Raw genomic sequence first — 18790 nt, 5'->3', positions numbered from 1 at the left:
CAGGTTCACTTGATGGTAGCGAGTTCACTTGATCGTAGCGAGCCAAATCAGGCGGCGAAGTCAAGGGAATGCTGTGAAAACGCGGATAGTCAAAGCGACTACCGAGTTGCCCGCCCCACGATGAGCGGACGGACGATGGGCGGCATGCCTCGCCACACGACATCGTCGGCCGTGACAGCAAATCCGCAGGCGCGGATCAACTCCCCGGTCGGGCGGTTGCAGCAGCACCCTCCGGCGAAGCCGCGCCATGGGCGGAAGAGGTAGTCCTGCCACAGCCTACGACGGCGTGTGTGGCCAGCGGAAGGACCGCGAGACGCCGGTTCTCGAATGGCTAGAGCAGTCCGATCAGCTGTAGGTCGGTGACGTATTTGAGGATGATCGGCGCCGAGATGTGTGGGATGTCGTTGTCGGGCCCGATTTTCGCTCCCTGGACAGCAACGCGGAATCGGTCGGTCGGCCCGTAGGACCCGTGCGTCGGTTCGAAAGGTTCCACGTGCGTTGGGCTGTGCAGCCGCAACTGCAATATCTGCAGTACCGTGTGCTGGCGCTGGCGATCGGGCAGGGCAGCTAGGGCGGTCTCAAACCGTTCCAACCACTCCCCGAAATCATCGATGCGCCGAATCGGGTAGCCGGCTTCGATCACCCAGTCGACGAATTCGTCGAACCCGATGCCATCGTCATGGGGGTTCATCACGTGGTAGGTGGCAAACCCGTCGACCACCTCGGCGCCCAGCGTGGCGATCGCCTCCGCGACGAACTCGACGGGCAGTGCGTCAAAGTGCGCACGCTGCCGGTTTCCCTCTGCGTCGAGCCGGTAGAACGAACTTGGCGCAACACCACTGGTCAGCAGGCTAAGCACCATCCGGGTGAACATGTCGGATAGGTTCAGCTGACCCCGAAAGCTGGTGTCCGCCAGGATCATGTCGCAGCGAAACACTCCAACCGGCAGACCGCACAAGTCGTTTGCTTCGCGCAGCAATACTTCGCCGGCCCACTTGCTATTGCCGTAGCCGTTGACGTAACTGCCATCGTTGACACGACTCGGACTGGCTACGCGGATGTCGGCATCCTCGGTGAACGCCGACGGCTCGACCTGATCACCTACGTTGGCAGTCGACACGTACGCATAGGATTTCAGCTTGGTGGTCAGCGCGATCCGGATCAGCTCAGCGGTGCCCGCGACGTTGGGCACGAACAGCTCGCTATAGGGCAAGACGCTGTTGACCAGGGCTGCCGAATCGACGATCAGATCGACGGTGTCGGCCAGTGTCTGCCAGCGTTGCTGGTCCAGGCCCAGATTCGCTTCACCCTTGTCGCCGGCGATGACCTGCAGATGGTCCGCGGCCAGTTCCCCATAGTGGCGCAACAGTTCTGGGTCGCCGCTGTCGAAGATCCTATCCAAACGCGCCCGCGCGTCCTCGTCGGAATTGGCCCGTACCAAACAGATCAACGTGCCGTCTGTGAGCTCCATGCGGCGCAGCCACTCCAGGACCAGGTAACGCCCGAGGAAGCCGGTCGCCCCGGTCAGCAGGACGGTGCGTGTCTCGGCGCTGGGACCGGGCAGCGTCGGTGCCGCGGTCAGCGTCGCAGCGTCGAGGAACTTGTCCAACGTGAGGTCACTGGCACGCACCGTGTTCGCGTCATGCCCGTGCACGGCGACAAAGCGCGGGTCGCCGGTATGTCTGTCCACCTGCTCACTCAGGCTGGTGACCGTGGGTGCGTCGAATAGGGCACGCACCGTCAGTTGGGTGTTCAGCGATTTGTTGATCGCCGCGATCAGGCGCATCGCCGACAGCGAATTCCCGCCCAGGTCGAAGAAGGAGTCATCGACTCCGACCCGTTCCAGCCCGAGCACTTGGGCATAGCTAGCGGCCAGGATTTCTTCGATGGCGTTGCCCGCAGCGCGATACTCACTCCCGGTGTATTCGGGCACCGGCAGGGCGCGGGTGTCGAGTTTGCCGTTGATCGTCAACGGCAACGCCTCGACCACCATGACCGCGGCCGGAACCATATACGCGGGCAGGCGCTCGGCCAGCTCGGCGCGTGACGTTGCGGGGTCGGCGGTGCCGGTGATGTAACCCACCAGGCGCTTGTCCCCGGGGCGGTCCTCACGGGCGATCACCGCCGCGGCGTCAACCCCGTCGAGTGCGGCCAACGCCGTGCGGATTTCACCGAGTTCGATGCGATACCCGCGGATCTTGACCTGCTCGTCGGCACGGCCGAAGTACTGCAGTTGCCCATCAGCACCCCAACACACCAAATCCCCGGTGCGATACATCCGCACCCCAGAAGCGAACGGACACGCCACAAACCGCGACGCCGTCAAACCCGAACGACCCAGATACCCCGCCCCCACGCCATGACCGGCCACATACAACTCCCCGACCACCCCCGCCGGCACCGGCCGCAACCACCCATCGAGCACAAACAACGCCGCACCACTGATCGGCACACCGATGGGCACCACATCGGCGCCGGCTTCCAGTGGCACGCTGACCGTCACACACAACGTGGTCTCCGTGGGCCCGTAGGCGTTGGTCATCACCCGCCCCGGCGCCCACCGATCGACCAACTCCACCGCGCACGGCTCAGCGGCCACCACCAACGCCGCCGACTCCAAACCCTCAAAAGACAGCGCCGCCAACGCCGACGGGGTCTGGTGCAGCACGCTGACCCGCTCGGCAACGAGCAGCGCCTGAAAGGCCTCGGGCAACGCCGCCACCGACTCGGGCACGATCACCAACCGCGACCCGTGCAGCAGCGCACCCCAGATCTCTTCTACCGAGGCGTCAAAGGCATAGGAATACCACTGCGACCACACCTGTCCAGGTCCGGAAGGCAACCCCAAATGCAGCGGCCCCAGCAGCTGGGTCACATTGTGATGGCTGGTGGCAACGCCTTTGGGCAGGCCGGTCGTGCCCGAGGTGTACACGATGTGGGCGATGTCGTCGCCGGCGGGCGCGGGCGGCGCGGCGCTGGATTGGGCCCCTACAACCGGATCACCGACATCGATGACCACCAACGCGTACCCGTCGAGCCGGCCCGACAGCTCGGCGTTGCTCACCGCGGCGATCGGCGCGGCATCGCCGATCATGAACTCGATCCTTGAGTCGGGCACCGCCGGATCGATCGGCAGGTAGGCCGCCCCGCTCTTGAGCACCCCCAAAATCGCGATGATCGCTTCAGCCGACCGGGTAAAGAGTACCGCCACGCACTGGCCCGGGCCCGCACCATAACCAATCAGCAACTGCGCCAACCGATTAGCGGCGAGATCCAGCTCGCGATAGGTCATCGTGTGGCCCGCGCAGCTGATGGCCGCCGCCTCCGGCGTACGCGCCACCTGCGCAGCGAACAGTTCCGGTATTGACGCTCCAATCACGCTCTGGGCCAACACCGCCCGATTACCGAGTTGGTCGAGCCGCACGTGTTCGACCTCGTCGAGCACGTCGATCGACGACACTCGCCGACTCGGATCGGAGGTCATCGCTACCAATACCCGCTCGAGTCGGTCGATCAGCGCCTCGACGCTTTCGGGGTCGAACAGGGCGGTGCGGAATTCCACCGCCCCGCCGATTCCGGCGGGCTCTCCGGCCTGAGTCCAGCGTTCTGCCAGGGCGAATGTCAAATCCATTTTCGCAGTGGGGTTGTCGAGCGGCATCTGCGTGATCTGCAGATCACCCAACGCCAGTTCGACGGCGGGATCGCCGTGCTGCCCGGGAAGGTTTTGCCAGGCCAGCGCCACCTGGACCAGCGGGTGGTGGCTCAGGGTCCGGATGGGGTTGAGCCGCTCCACCAGCACCTCAAAGGGTACGTCTTGGTGTTCGAAAGCCTCGAGACTGCGCGCCCGGACTTGGGCCAGCAGCTCGGTGACGGTGGCATCGCCGTCGACCGCCACCCGCAGTACCAAGGTGTTGATGAAGAAACCCACCAATTCGTCAAGCGTGGGGTCACCGCGCCCGGCGACCGCGAATCCCATTGGTACGTCCGGGCTGGCGCTCATCTTCGACAGCAGCACCGCAAGGGCAGCCTGCATCACCATGAAGCTGGTCACGCCGTGCTCACGTGCGACCGCCCGCACCCGCTGCTGCAACTCCGGCGGCCATTCGACAACCACACTGGCGCCGCGGTAATCAACCACCTGCGGGGAGGGCCGATCCGTCGGCAGCGCCAGCCGCTCGGGCATCCCGGCCAGCGCCTGCTGCCAATAGTCCAGCTGGACCGCGATGGGACTGTGACTGTCCTCGAGATCCCCGAACTGGGCGCGCTGCCACAAGGTGTAGTCGGCATACTGCACCGCCAACGGCGCCCAGCCCGGTGTCTGCCCAACACAGCGGCTGCCGTAGGCCACCCCCAGATCACGCATCAGCGGGGTGATCGACCAGCCATCGGCGGCGATATGGTGCACGGCCGCCACCAACACATGCTCGTCGTCGGCGACAGTGAAAAGCCTTGCCCGCAAGGGTATTTCTGCCGCCAGGTCGAATGTGTGACGCGCGGTGGCGTCGATGGCCTCGTCCAGCCGGGCCGCCGGCCATTGCGTCGCGTCGACCACATCCCAACCGAAACTTGCCTGTTCGGGCGCCATCACCTGCTGGTACGGCACACCGTCGACGTGAGGAAATATGGTGCGCAGCGATTCGTGGCGGCCCACCAGATCGGTGAGCGCGGCACCCAGCGCGTCGGCATCCAGCCGTCCGCGCAGCCGCAACGCCACCGCCATGTTGTAAACCGGTGAGGGCCCCTGGAATTGGTCAAGAAACCACAACCGGTTCTGAGCGAACGACAACGGCACCATCGCGGGCCGCGGCCCGGCCACCAATGGCTCCAGGCGAGCCTCATCCGCATGGAGGCGGGGCGCTAGTTGGGCAATCGTGGGTGCGTCGAAAAGAGCGCGCACCGTCCGATGTGTATCCAGCGATTTGTTGATCGCCGCGATCAGGCGCATCGCCGACAGCGAATCCCCACCCAAGTCGAAGAAGGAGTCATCGACTCCGACCCGTTCGACTCCGAGGATCTGTGCGTAGATGCCGGCCAGAATTTCTTCGACCGCGGTAGCCGGGGCGCGATACTCACTCCCGGTGTATTCGGGCACCGGCAGGGCGCGGGTGTCGAGTTTGCCGTTGACCGTCAACGGCAACGCCTCGACCACCATGACCGCGGCCGGAACCATATACGCCGGCAAGCGCTCGGCCAGCTCGGCGCGTGACGTTGCGGGGTCGGCGGTGCCGGTGATGTAACCCACCAGGCGCTTGTCGCCGGGGCGGTCCTCACGGGCGATCACCGCCGCGGCCTCGACACCCTCCAAACCGGCTAGCGCCGTGCGGATTTCACCGAGTTCGATGCGATACCCGTGGATCTTGACCTGCTCGTCGGCACGGCCGAAGTACTGCAGTTGCCCATCAGCACCCCAACACACCAAATCCCCGGTGCGATACATCCGCACCCCAGAAGCGAACGGACACGCCACAAACCGCGACGCCGTCAAACCGGACCGGCGCACGTAACCGACACCGAGGCCACGGCCGGCGACATACAACTCCCCGACCACCCCCGTCGGCACCGGCCGCAACCACCCATCGAGCACAAACAACGCCGACCCCGGCAACGGAGAACCGATCGGCACCACACCTGACCCCGCCTTGAGCGGCAGACTAGTCGCCACCCACATCGTGGTCTCGGTCGGACCGTATTCGTTGATCATCACCCGCCCGGGCGCCCACCGATCCACTAACTCGGCCGGGCAAGCCTCGCCGCCCACCAGCAAGGCCACCGACTCCAAACCCTCGGGCGAGAGCATCCCCGCCCCAGAAGGAGTTTGGCTGAGGACACTGACTTTTTCGGAGATCAGTAACGCGTGGAAATCCGAGGCCGAGCCAGCTACCGACTCGGGCACCACCACCAACCGGCCGCCATGCAGCAGGGCACCGAAGATCTCCCACCCCGAGATGTCAAAACTGTACGAATGCCACTGTGACCACACCTGCGTCGGTGCTGCCAAACCCGGCTCCAACGACGCCATCAGTTGAGTGACGTTGTGGTGGGTGACGGCCACCCCCTTCGGGATACCCGTGGTCCCCGAGGTGTAGATGACGTAGGCGATATCGCCTGGTCCGGGCACCGGCGGCGCGACGCCGAGCTGAGCATCGATACCCGGATCATCGACGTCGATGACCACCAGCTCGTGCCCGTCCAGCCGCGATCGCCACTCGGCGGTGGTGATCGCGGCGATCGGCGCGGCATCGCTGAGCATGAATCCGATCCGGGCGTCGGGCACCGCCGGATCGATCGGCAGGTAAGCCGCCCCGCTCTTGAGCACACCCAAAATCGCGATGATTGCCTCAGCCGAGCGCGAAAACAGCAGTGCTACAGATTGGCCCGCGCCCGCGCCGTGCCCAATGAGGATCCGCGCCAACCGGTTCGCGGCGAGATCGACCTCGCGGTAGGTCATCGAGCGGCCCGCACAACTGATCGCCACCGCCTCAGGCGCACGCGCCACCTGCGCGGCAAACAGTTCCGGAATTGACACCCCGACGACGGGCCGCGCCAACACCGCTCGATTACCGATCTCATCCAGGCGCGCGTGCTCGGGCTCGTCGAGCACATCGATCGACGACACCCGCCGCGTGGGATCGGCCGTCACGGCCGCCAATACCCGCTCGAACCGCGCGATCAGTGTCTCGATGCTCGCGGTGTCGAACACGTCGGTGCGGAATTCCACCGTCCCGGAAATCCCGGCCGGTTCACCGACCTCGGTCCAACGTTCGGCCAGCGAAAAGGTCAGGTCCAATCGCGCGGTGTGGGTATCTAGCGGCATTTGCGTGATCTGCAGATCACCCAGGGACATGTCGGCGGCGGGGTCGTTGTGCTGCCCGGGAACGTTCTGCCAGGCCAGCATCACCTGGATCAACGGGTGATGAGCCAGCGATCGGGCGGGATTGAGCCGCTCCACCAACACCTCGAAAGGCACATCCTGGTGCTCGTAGGCGGCCAGGCTGCGCTGACGCACCTGCGCCAACAGCTGCGCCACGGTGGGGTCATCGGCCAACTCAACCCGCAATACCAGCGTGTTGACAAAAAAGCCCACCAATTCGTCCAGCGCGGCATCACGCCGTCCGGCGATCGGGAACCCAACTGCCACATCGCTATTGGCGCTGAGCTTCGATAACAGCACCGCCAGCGCGGCCTGCATCACCATGAAAGTGGTCGCGTCGTTGTCCCGAGCTGCACCGCGCACCCGCTGCTGCAACTCGGCCGGCCATTGCACGGCCACACTGGCGCCGCGGTAATCGGCCACTGGCGGATAAGGACGATCCGTCGGCAGCGCCAGCCGCTCGGGCATCCCGGTCAGTGCCCGCTGCCAATAGGCCAGCTGGATAGCGATGGGGCTCTGACTGTCTTCGAGATCACCGAACTGGGCCCGCTGCCACAGTGTGTAATCGGCGTACTGCACCGCCAGTTCGGGCCAGCCGGGGGCCTCGCCCGCACACCGGCTGGCATAGGCCACCCCCAGATCCCGCACCAGCGGAGTGATCGACCAGCCATCGGCGGCGATATGATGCAGCGCCGCCACCAACACATGCTCGTCATCAGCGATGGTGAAAAGCTTTGCACGCAATGGGATCTCCGTGGACAGGTTGAACGCGTGGCGTGCCGCGGCGCCGATCTCCTCACCCAACCGGGCCGTCGACCATGCCGTCGCGTCGACCACATCCCAGCCGAAGTCGGCCCGCTCGGAGGCGACCACTTGCTGGAAGGGCACACCGTCAACGTCAAGAAATATCGTGCGCAGCGATTCATGACGGCTCACCACATCGCCCAGCGCCGCACCCAGTGCGGCGGTATCCAGCCGCCCACCCAGCCGCAACGCCACCGCCATGTTGTAAATCGGTGAGGGACCTTGCAATTGGCCCAAGAACCACAACCGGCTTTGCGCAAACGACAACGGCACCATCGCCGGCCGCGGCCCGGGCACCAATCGCTGCAGCCCGGGCCCATCCCCATCGGCACCGATGCGGGGCGCCAACCGGGCCACCGTGGGCGCTTCGAACACCGCACGCACTCCCAGGTCGGCGGCCAGGCCCGCGTTAATCGCGGCGATCAGGCGCATCGCCGACAACGAATCCCCACCCAGGTCGAAGAAGGAGTCGTCGACCCCGACTCGTTCCAGCCCGAGCACTTGCGCATAGATCCCGGCCACGATTTCCTCGATGGCGTTGGCCGGTGCGCGGTAGCGATCGGCATCTTGGAAGTCCGGCGCCGGCAGGGCGCGGGTGTCGAGTTTGCCGCTGAACGTCAACGGCAGCGCGTCGACCACCACGATCGCGGCGGGCACCATGTAGTCGGGCAAATGCGCGGCCAGTTCAGCGCGTGCCGTCGCGGGCTCCGCGGTGCCGCTGATGTAGCCGACCAGGCGCTTCTCGCCGGGGCGATCCTCGCGGGCGATTACCGCCGCGGTCTCAACCCCGTCTATATCGCTCAGTGCGGTGCGGATTTCGCCCAGTTCGATGCGATACCCGCGGATCTTCACCTGCTCGTCGGCACGGCCCACGTAGTGCAGCTGCCCGTCAGCTCCCCAGCGGACCAGATCCCCGGTTCGATACATCCGCACCCCAGAAGCGAACGGACACGCCACAAACCGCGACGCCGTCAACGGAGACCGGCGCAGATACCCGACCCCGAGCCCGCGACCGGCGACATACAACTCCCCGACCACTCCGACCGGCACCGGCCGCAGCCAGCCATCGAGCACAAACAACGCCGCCCCGGCCACCGGCGCACCGATCGGCACCACACCGGTCCCCGCCTGCAGTGGCGCGCTGATCGTTACGTCAATCGTGGTCTCGGTCGGGCCGTAAGCGTTGGTCATCACGCGCCCCAGCGCCCACCGATCCACCAGCTCGACCGAGCAAGCCTCACCGCCCACCACCAGCGCCACCGACTCCAGGCCTTCCGGAGGCAATAACGCTGCCGCAGAAGGGGTCTGGCTTAAGACGTTGACTTGTTCGGCAATCACCAAGGCATGCAAGTCTTCTGGAGAGCGGGCTATCGACTCGGGGACCACCACCAGCCGACCGCCATGCAACAACGCACCCCAGATCTCACGGACCGAGGCGTCGAAGGCATAGGAATGCCATTGCATCGACACCTTCGTCGGTCCCGGTGCCGTCAGGCCGGCATCGAGTCCCGCCATCAGCTGGGTGACGTTGTGGTGAGTGACCGCAACGCCTTTAGGCACGCCGGTGGTACCCGAGGTGTAAATGATGTGCGCGATCTCCTCGGCTGCCGGCGCAGGTAGCCCGACACTGGGCTGAGCATCGACGACGGGATCGTCGACGTCGACAACCCGTATCCCATACCCATCCAGGCGCCCAGCCAGCTCAGCGGTGGTGACCGCGGCGATAGGCGCTGCATCGTTGAACATGAACTCAATCCGGGCATCCGGCACCGCCGGGTCGATCGGCAGGTACGCCGCCCCGGTCTTCAAAACTGCCGAAATCGCTACGATCGCCTTCGCCGAGCGCGAAAACAGCACTGCCACAGACTGACCCGGGCCCACTCCGATACCGACCAACTGGTGCGCCAGCCTATTGGCGGCCTCCTCCAGCTCCCGATACGTCATCGCTTGGCCCGCGGAGCTGATCGCCACCGCCTCGGGTGTGCGAACCACTTGTGCGGCAAACAGTTCCGGTATCGACACGCCGTCGACGGGCTGGCTCAACACGGTCCGGTTGCCCATCTCATCCAACCGGTCGCGTTCATCGACATCGAGGACATCCACCGACGACAGCCGGCGGGTCGGGTCAGCGGTCATCGCCACCACCACTCGTTCTAGCCGCTCGACCAGTGTCGCAATGCTTTCCGCGTCGAAGACGTCGGTACGGAATTCCACCTCACCGGAGATTCCGGCGGGCTCTCCGGCCTGCCCCCAGCGTTCGGCCAGGGAAATGGTCAGGTCCATTCGTGCGGTGTGGGTGTCCAGGGGCATCTGGCTGATCTGCAGATCAGCCAACGCCAGCCCGGCCGCGGGGTCGGTGTGCTGCCCCGGAAGGTTCTGCCACGCCAGCGAGACCTGCACGAGCGGATGATGACTCAACGATCGGGTGGGGTTGAGCCGCTCCACCAACGCATCGAAGGACACATCCTGGTGTTCGAACGCGGCCAGGCTGCGCTGACGCACCTGGGCCAATACCTGCGCCACGGTGGGATCGCCGGCCAGCTCGACCCGCAACACCAACGTGTTGACGAAAAAGCCCACCAGCTCATCCAGCGCGGCATCACGCCGTCCCGCGACCGGGAACCCCACCGCCACATCACTGCTCGCGCACAGCTTTGACAGCAGCACCGCGAGGGCCGCCTGCATCACCATGAAGCTGGTCGCGTCATGCTCCCGCGCCACCGCGCGCACCCGTTGCTGCAACTCGGCCGGCCATTGCACGGCCACACTGGCGCCGCGATGATCGGCCACCGGAGGGTAGGGCCGATCGGTGGGCAGCGCCAGCCGCTCGGGCATCCCGGCCAGCGCCCGCTGCCAATAGGCCAGCTGGATTGCGATGGGGCTCTGGCTGTCTTCGAAATCACCGAATTGGGCGCGCTGCCACAGCGAGTAATCGGCATATTGCACCGCTAACGGCGCCCACCCGGGTGCCTGCCCGCCACACCGGCTGGCATAGGCCACCGCAAGATCACGCACCAGCGGGGTGATCGACCAGCCGTCGGCGGCGATATGGTGCACGACGGCCACCAAGACGTGCTCATCCTCGGATACGGCGAAAAGCCATGCCCGCAAAGGTATTTGGGTGGTCAGGTCGAACGGGTAGCGTGCCGCGGCGCCGATCGCTTCGACCAGCTGGGACGCCGGCCAAGCGGTCGCGTCGACCACATCCCAACCGAAGTCGGCCCGCTCGGGCGCCACCACCTGTTGGAAGGGCACACCGTCATTGTGGGGAAACACGGTGCGCAACGATTCGTGGCGGCCCACCACATCGGCCAGCGCTGCACCCAGCGCGGTAGCGTCCAGTCGCCCGCCCAGCCGCAACGCCACCGCCATGTTGTAAATCGGTGACGGGCCCTGTAATTGGGCCAAAAACCACAACCGGTTCTGGGCAAACGACAACGGGACCACCGCAGGCCGCGGAACGGCCACCAACGGCTCCCGCCCACCCCCACCTACTCCGATACGAGGCGCCAACCGCGCCACCGTGGGTGCCTCGAACACGGTGCGTACCCGAAGATCAGCACCAAGGCCCGCATTGATCGCGGCGATCAGGCGCATCGCCGACAACGAATCCCCACCCAGGTCGAAGAAGGAGTCATCGACCCCGACTCGTTCCAGCCCGAGCACTTGCGCATAGATACCGGCCAGGATCTCTTCCACGGCGTCGGCCGGGGCGCGGTACTGCGTACCGGCATATTCGGGAGCGGGCAGGGCGCGGGTGTCCAGTTTGCCGTTGACCGTCAACGGCAACGCCTGCACCACCACCACTGCTGCCGGCACCATATAGGCGGGCAACCGCTCGGCCAGCCTCGCGCGCGCGGTCACCGGCTCGATCGCCCCGGTCACCGATTCGGTGACGTAGCCCACCAGACGCTTGTCGCCGGGACGATCCACGCGGACGATCACCACCGCCTGATCCACGCCATCCAAACTGGCTAGTGCGGCTTGGATTTCGCCGAGTTCGATGCGATATCCGCGGATCTTGACCTGCTCATCCGCTCGGCCCAAGTACTGCAGCTGCCCATCGGAAAGCCAACGCACCAGATCCCCGGTGCGATACATCCGCACCCCAGAAGCGAACGGACACGCCACAAACCGCGACGCGGTCAATCCCGCCCGCCGCACATAACCGACCCCGACGCCGTGGCCCGCCACGTACAACTCACCAGCCACGCCCTGCGGTACCGGCCGCAACCACGTATCGAGCACAAAAAACGCCGCGCCGGGCACCGGCGCACCGATCGGCGGTGTCCCCGACCCCGCGGTCAGCGGCGGACTGACCGCCACACACATCGTCGTCTCGGTCGGGCCATAAGCGTTGGTCATCACCCGCCCGGGCGCCCACCGATCCACCAGCTCGGCCGAGCAGGCCTCAGCGGCGACCACCAACGCCGCCGATCCCAAAACGTCAGGAGATAACGCCGACACCGCGGAGGGCGTCTGATGGAGGACGCTGACCTGTTCGGTAACCAGCAAGGCCTGGAAGTCTTCCGGCACGGCGGCCACCGACTCGGGCACCACCACCAGCCGGGCCCCGTGCAACAACGCACCCCAGATTTCTTCCACCGAGGCGTCGAAGGCATAGGAATACCACTGCGACCACGCATGTCCGGGTCCCGACGGCAGGCCGACGTGCAGTGACCCCAACAGCTGGGTCACGTTGTGGTGGGTCGTGGCAACGCCTTTGGGCACACCGGTGGTGCCCGAGGTGTAGATGATGTGGGCGATGTCCTCTGCACCCGGCATCGCTAATGCGGTGCTGGGCTGGGCCTGCACCGCGGGGTCACTCACATCGACGACCCGTAGCCCGTGCCCATCAAAGCGGGAAGCCAGCCCCGCGGTGGTGACGGCCGCGACCGGGCGAGCGTCCCCGATCATGAACTCAATCCGGGCATCCGGCACCGCCGGGTCCATCGGCAGATACGCGGCCCCCGTCTTCAGCACCGCCAAAATCGCGATGATCGCCTCCGCCGACCGCCCAAACAGCACCGCCACACACTGCCCCGGGCCAGCGCCCGCACCGATCAGCAAGTGCGCCAACCGGTTAGCGGCCGCCTCCAGCTCACGGTAGGTGCACGACACCTCCCCGCAGCTGATTGCCACCGCCTGCGGGGTGCGAGCCACCTGAGCCGCGAACAACTCGGGAATCGACACCCCACTCATCGGCTGGGCCAGCATCGCCCGGTTACCGATCTCATCGAGGCGGGCGTGCTCACCGTCGTCGAGCACATCCATCGATGACAACCGCCGGGTGGGATCGGCAGTCATCGCCACCAATAGCCGGCGCAACCGCTCGATCAACGACTCGATACTTCGCGCATTGAAGACGTCGGAGTCGTATTCGATGCGCAGCCCGAGTGCGGCGCCCGGGACGGCCTGAATGGTCAACGGGTAGTGGGTGCATTCCCGGCTGGTGAAATCGGTGATGGCCAACTCGCCGAGGAACGCCGATGCCGCGCTGTCGATCGGGTAGTTCTCGTAGACGAACAAGGTGTCGAACAGCTGGTCATGACCCGTGAGGTGGTGGATCTCGGTCAGCGCCAGGTTTTGGTGTTCCATCGTGAGCTTGTAGGCACTGTGCAACTGGTCGAGCAGGTCCGCGGTGGTGGTTGTCGCGGTGATGCGCGCCCGCACCGGCACCGTGTTGATCAACAGGCCCACCATCGATTCGGCCCCGGCCAGCTCGGCGGGCCGTCCGGAGACCGCGGCGCCGAAGACCACATCACGCTGGCCGGTCAGCCACATCAGCAGCTGCGCCCAGCCGGCCTGCAACACGGTATTGACCGTGGTCTGGTGGGCACGGGCCAGCTGGTCCAGGGCACGCGTGGTCTCCTGAGGCAGCCGAAGCGATTCCACACTTTGCTGCCCCAGCCCCAGCCGCTGCGGGGAGCCCACCAGCGTGGGCGTGTCGAAGCCGGCCAGCACCTCCCGCCAGGCCGCCTGGGCGGCATCGAGGTCCTGGGCGGCCAGCCAGCTCACAAACCGGCGATACGGCACCGCGGGGGGTAGCCGCTGCCCGCCATAGCCGGCAAATATCTCCTGCAGCAGGATCGGCAGTGACGAACCATCGAGCACGATGTGGTGATTGGTGAGCACGAACCGGTAGTGGTTGTGCGCGGTGCGGATCAACGCCGCCCGAAAGAGCGGCGGGTTGGCCAGGTCGCAGACCGCGGCTCGTTCGGCCGCACACAATCGCCGGACCTGCTCATCGGCATCGCCGGCGTCGAGTTCGACATATTGCCACGGCACCGCGGGATCGGCGGGGACGATCTGCACCGGCTCGGCGAACTGATCTGCAAATCGCGCGGCCAGGTTGGGATGCCGCGTGACCACGGTACGCACGGCCTCGCGCAGCCGATGTGGGTCGAGCGGCCCGGTGACAGTGATGTCCAGCTGAATCGCGTACAGATCGACATCGCTGCTCCGCGCGGTGGCGGCGTGGAAGAGCAGCCCCTGCTGCAGCGGGGTCAACGGCAAGACGTCTGCAATGCGGTGGCGCTGCTCGAGGTCGTCGATCTGCTGCTGGGTCAGACGGGCGGGAACGATATCCGACGGGGTCAGGCCGCCTCCGCCGCGGCGCACGTGGGCGCAGATACCGGCCAGGGCCTGGAACCACAACTGGCTGAGCCGGTTGACTTGGGCGTGATCCATCGCCGAGGGTGCCCATGTCCAGTTGGCGTGCAGGTGCGGTCCGGCCTCGGTGTCGAGGGTGCCGGCGTTGAGCGCCACGGTGTGGGACAGCGGCATCGGCACCGCGGTCGTCACGGCGGTGGCCGACAAGCCCTCGGTGCTGGGTCGCCACACCTGATCGGACAGGTCGGCGGTGCCGCCCACCCGCCCTAGGTAGTTGAACCCGAGTACCGGGTCCGCTCCGCCCAGGTTGCGCTCACCGTTCGAATATCGCAACAACCCATAGGTCAGGCCGTCGGGCAGGGCGCGAAGCTGTTCCTTGGCGTCTTTGATCACCGCGCCCAGCGCGACATCGCCGGCTACCACCTGCGACCAGTCCAACCCGCCGACGCTCAACGCCACCGGATACTTGGCGGTAAACCACCCGACCGTGCGCGAGAGGTCCACGTGGGCGCCCAGCTCCTCTTGGCGCCCATGGCCTTCCACGTCGATGCCGATCGGCGCCCCGGCGTTGTCCAACAACTGCGCGACGGCCAATCCGAACGCGATCAGCAGAATGTCGCCCACCCCGGCGTGGAACGCCGCGGGCACCTCGCCCAGCAGCGTCCGGGTGGTCTCGACGTCCAACGACGCCGACATGTTTCCGGCGCTGGCGAAGGTGTCCTCGGCGGCGCGCACCGCCGGCAGCAAGGCCGGCGTCGCCAGCACCTGCCGCCACGCCTCGGCGTGCTCGGCCACCGCCGCGGTACGTGCCTGCTCGGCCAGTAGCGTCGCCCAGCGGGCAAACGAGGTCCCGCCGACGGGCAGCGCCACCGGCTGCCCGTTGTGATGCTGGGCCCAGGCGATGTTGAGGTCCTCGATCAACACCCGCCACGACACCCCGTCGACGGCCAGATGATGAACGATCAACACCAGCTGGCCGGTCGTGGCAGCCCAAAGCGCACTGAGCATCACTCCGGCGGCCGGGTTCAGCCGTGAACGTGCCTCGATCAGCGCCGCGTCGGACAGCGCGTTCACCGACTGCAGGCACCCACGCGCGTCCGCTGCACCGGGCTCGGGCACCTGCAGCGACCAGCCCCCGGCCCCGTCGTCATCCACGCACAGGCGCAACATGGCATGCCGATCCAGCAATGCCTGCAACACCACCACCACGTCGGCCTCGGTCACGCCCGCCGGAGCGTCCACCACCACTGTCTGGTTGAACTCATCGACGGGGCCATTGACGCTGTGCAGCCACCGCATGATCGGGGTCGCGACCACCGGCCCGGTGCCCTCGTCGACAAGGTCGTCAACGCCGGTGGTAATGGTCGCCACTCCGGCCAGCCGGGCCACGGTCTGCTCGACGAAGATGTCGCGTGGGCGACACAGCACACCAGCCGCCCGTGCCCGGGCCACCACCTGCATCGACATAATGCTGTCGCCGCCCAGCTCAAAGAATGAGTCGTCGACCCCGACCCGCTCCAACCCCAAAACCTGGGCATAAATCCCGGCCAGCATCTCTTCGACGAGGCTGGATGGCGCGCGGTAGCGATCGGCATCCCGGTATTCGGGCGCGGGCAGGGCGTTGATGTCGAGTTTGCCGTTCGCCGTTAACGGCAGGGCATCGATGACCACCACCGCGGACGGGACCATGTAGGCCGGCAGTCGATCACCGAGCTGGGTGCGGGTCTGGGCGGGATCAGCGGTGCCGGTGATATAGCCCACCAGACGTTTGTCGCCGGGGCGGTCCTCGCGGGTGGTCACCACCGCTGCGTTGACGCCCTCGAGCGCGGCCAGGGCGGCTTGTACCTCACCGGGTTCGATGCGATGGCCGCGGATTTTGACCTGTCCGTCGGCCCGCCCGAGGTAGCGCAGTTGCCCATCAGCGCCCCAGCACACCAGGTCTCCGGTGCGGTACATCCGTGCCCCCGCGCCGCCGTAGGGGTTGGCCACGAACCGTTCCGCAGTCAAGTCGGCCCGGCCCACGTAGCCGCGCGCCAGTGCGAGCCCGGCCAGATACAGCTCGCCCACCACTCCGACGGGCGCCGGGTCCAGCCGCGCGTCGAGCACCAACGCACACAGCCCAGGGATCGGTGAGCCGATGCTGACCGGCTGTCCCGCCGACAGCGGCGCGCTGCACGTGGCCCAGATGGTGGTCTCGGTGGGGCCGTAGGCGTTGAACATCCGCCGGCCCGGCGCCCACGCGGATGCCAACTCCGCCGGGCAGGCCTCCCCGGTGGTGATCAGGGCGCGTAACCCGTCCAGCCGGGTCCGATCCAGCGACGAGAGCACCGCAGGGGTCAACACCGCCGCGTTGACCCGCTGCTCCTGCAGCAAGGCGGTCAATGCCTCCCCGGCATAGGCGTCCGGCGGCACGACGACCAGCGCCGCCCGCGAACCGACCGCCAGCAACCACTCGCCGACGGAGACATCGAAGGTGGGCGAGGCTTCCATCAGCAGCCGCGTTTGTTCGCCCAACCCCAAGACGTTGTGCAGCGCGGCGACGCTCAGCAGGCCGGCGTGGTCGACCGCCACCCCTTTGGGGGCGCCGGTGGACCCCGACGTGAAGATCACATGGGCGGTGTTGCCCACCCCCAGCGGAGCCACCCGGTCGGCATCGGTAATCGGCTCCGCGCTCCGCCCGGACAGATCCAGACCGTCGACGTCCACCACCGGGCGCGCCCCGACCCCGGCCACGGTGTCGCGCCCACTGGTCAACACGCAGACCGCTCCCACGGTGTCCAACATCGTGGCGATCCGCTCAACCGGATGAGCTCGATCCAGCGGTACGTACACCCCGCCGGCCTTGAGCACCGCCCACCACGCCACCACCAATTCGGCAGATCGGTCCATCGCGACGCCCACCGCGCGCTCCGGGCCCACACCGGCTTCGATCAGCAGCCGAGCCAACCGCGTCGACGACTCATCAATCTCGCGATACGACAGGCTTCGGGCACCGTCGACGACCGCAGTCCTGTCGGGGTCGGCGGCCACCGCCGCGGCCAACAACTGAGGCGCCACCCCCACCGGTGCGCCCACACCGGCGCCGGCCCACCTGGACAACACCAGATCACGCTCGCCGTGGTCCAGCAGCGACACGTCGTCAACCACCGCCGACGCATCCGCCACCAAAAGGCGGTCGAACAGCAATTCCAGACGGGTGATGTGCCTGGCGATCTCGTCGACGGTGTAGCGATCCGGATTCCACCCGAACTGAATTCGCGGTGAGGTGTCACCCAGCCGCGGATAGATATTGATGGTGATGTCTTGAATGGGGAAGGTGGTCAAGACATTGCAGATTGCCTCCGAAGGCCCGAACCGAAGCGGGGCCACGAAGGCGAAAATGTTGATGGTCTGGCCGAACTCGACGTTCATGTCTGGCCGGTTCGCGTCGGCTACCAGGTCCGGCCAGCGCCGGAATTGTTGGTGCCGCAACGCACCGACCACGGCCTGGGCGACCCGATCGGTCACGGCGCCGATGGTGTCCCCGTCTTCGACACGGATCAGGAGTGGCACGAGATTCGACACCATGCCCGCGGATCGCTTCAGCGCCGCGGTGGTGCGCGCCGAAACCGGTAGCGACAACGAGACATCCTGGCGTCCAGTTGTTTTCGAAATGAAGACCGCCAGGGTTGCGATGACCCTGGCGATGTCGAACAAGTCGTGCCCGTCCTCCGCCAATAGCTGCGGGCACACCACTTCGCGCACCAGCGGATGGCGCGGCGCCACCCATCGCTGCGTGCCCGCCAGGTCGGTCAGTTCCAGTGGCCCGCGCACGACGGTCTTCCAGTACTCGGCGTCGGCAGCGCTGCGGGACGACTGCAGATACTTCTGATCCGCGTCACGGATCGCCGCGAACCCGGAGAAGTCGATTTCACCCGTGTCGGCGGGCGATCCGGAATAGACGTCCGCAACGTGCTGGAGGAAACTGTTGGTCGCGTACCCGTCTAGAAGAACATGGTGCGTCCGCAAGTAGAAGTACGACAAAACGTCGGTAATCCGTAGCAGCGCAATGTTTATCAGACGGTCGTGGAGCAGATCAACGGGTTGCCGGTAGTCATTGTCCATCCAGCTGCGCGCGGCGGCCACCGGGTCAGCCTCGGCACGCAGGTCGACACACTCCAGGGTTTGCGGGAGCGCACGATCGACCACGTAGACCGGTTCGCCATCATCGATGGATATCCGTGCGCACGGTGAGCCGAACCGGGTGGCCGCCGATTCGCATGCGGCGAAGAGCTTCTCGGCGTCGACATCGTGATCGAGTGCGAGAAAGCCGGCAAAGTTGTACGGCACGTCGGGCAGGAGTTGCTGCGCCGCCCATATCGACCACTGCGCGGCCGTCAACGGCCCCAGCTTGTCTGGTTGCGTACCGTAGTTGAGCATGACGACGACGAACTCTCTGGTTAGGCCGGGATGCTGGCGCCCGGAACGTTGGCATCGTTGAGTTGGCTTGTGTCACAGGCGAGC

The 18790-nt window shown here is 66.3% G+C and carries 1 protein-coding gene; it reads right to left on the bottom strand.

All coding sequences use genetic code 11. The annotated features are described in order from the left end of the window. Positions 1-331: 331 nt before the first annotated feature. The gene (locus tag OK015_RS08610) at positions 332-18706 is read right to left on the bottom strand and encodes an amino acid adenylation domain-containing protein (protein ID WP_442791223.1); all 18375 of its coding nucleotides are present in this window, start codon (positions 18704-18706) and stop codon (positions 332-334) included. Positions 18707-18790 lie beyond the last annotated feature (84 nt).

It is taken from the genome of Mycobacterium sp. Aquia_216 (genome assembly GCF_026723865.1).
In the GTDB taxonomy this organism is placed as follows: domain Bacteria; phylum Actinomycetota; class Actinomycetes; order Mycobacteriales; family Mycobacteriaceae; genus Mycobacterium.
This window is presented reverse-complemented; position numbering and strand designations above follow the sequence as displayed.

What these genes read in the sequence shown, in the direction of transcription:
- OK015_RS08610 (WP_442791223.1), bottom strand. Translation starts at nt 18,706, where the DNA reads ATGCTCAACTACGGTACGCAACCAGACAAGCTGGGGCCGTTGACGGCC.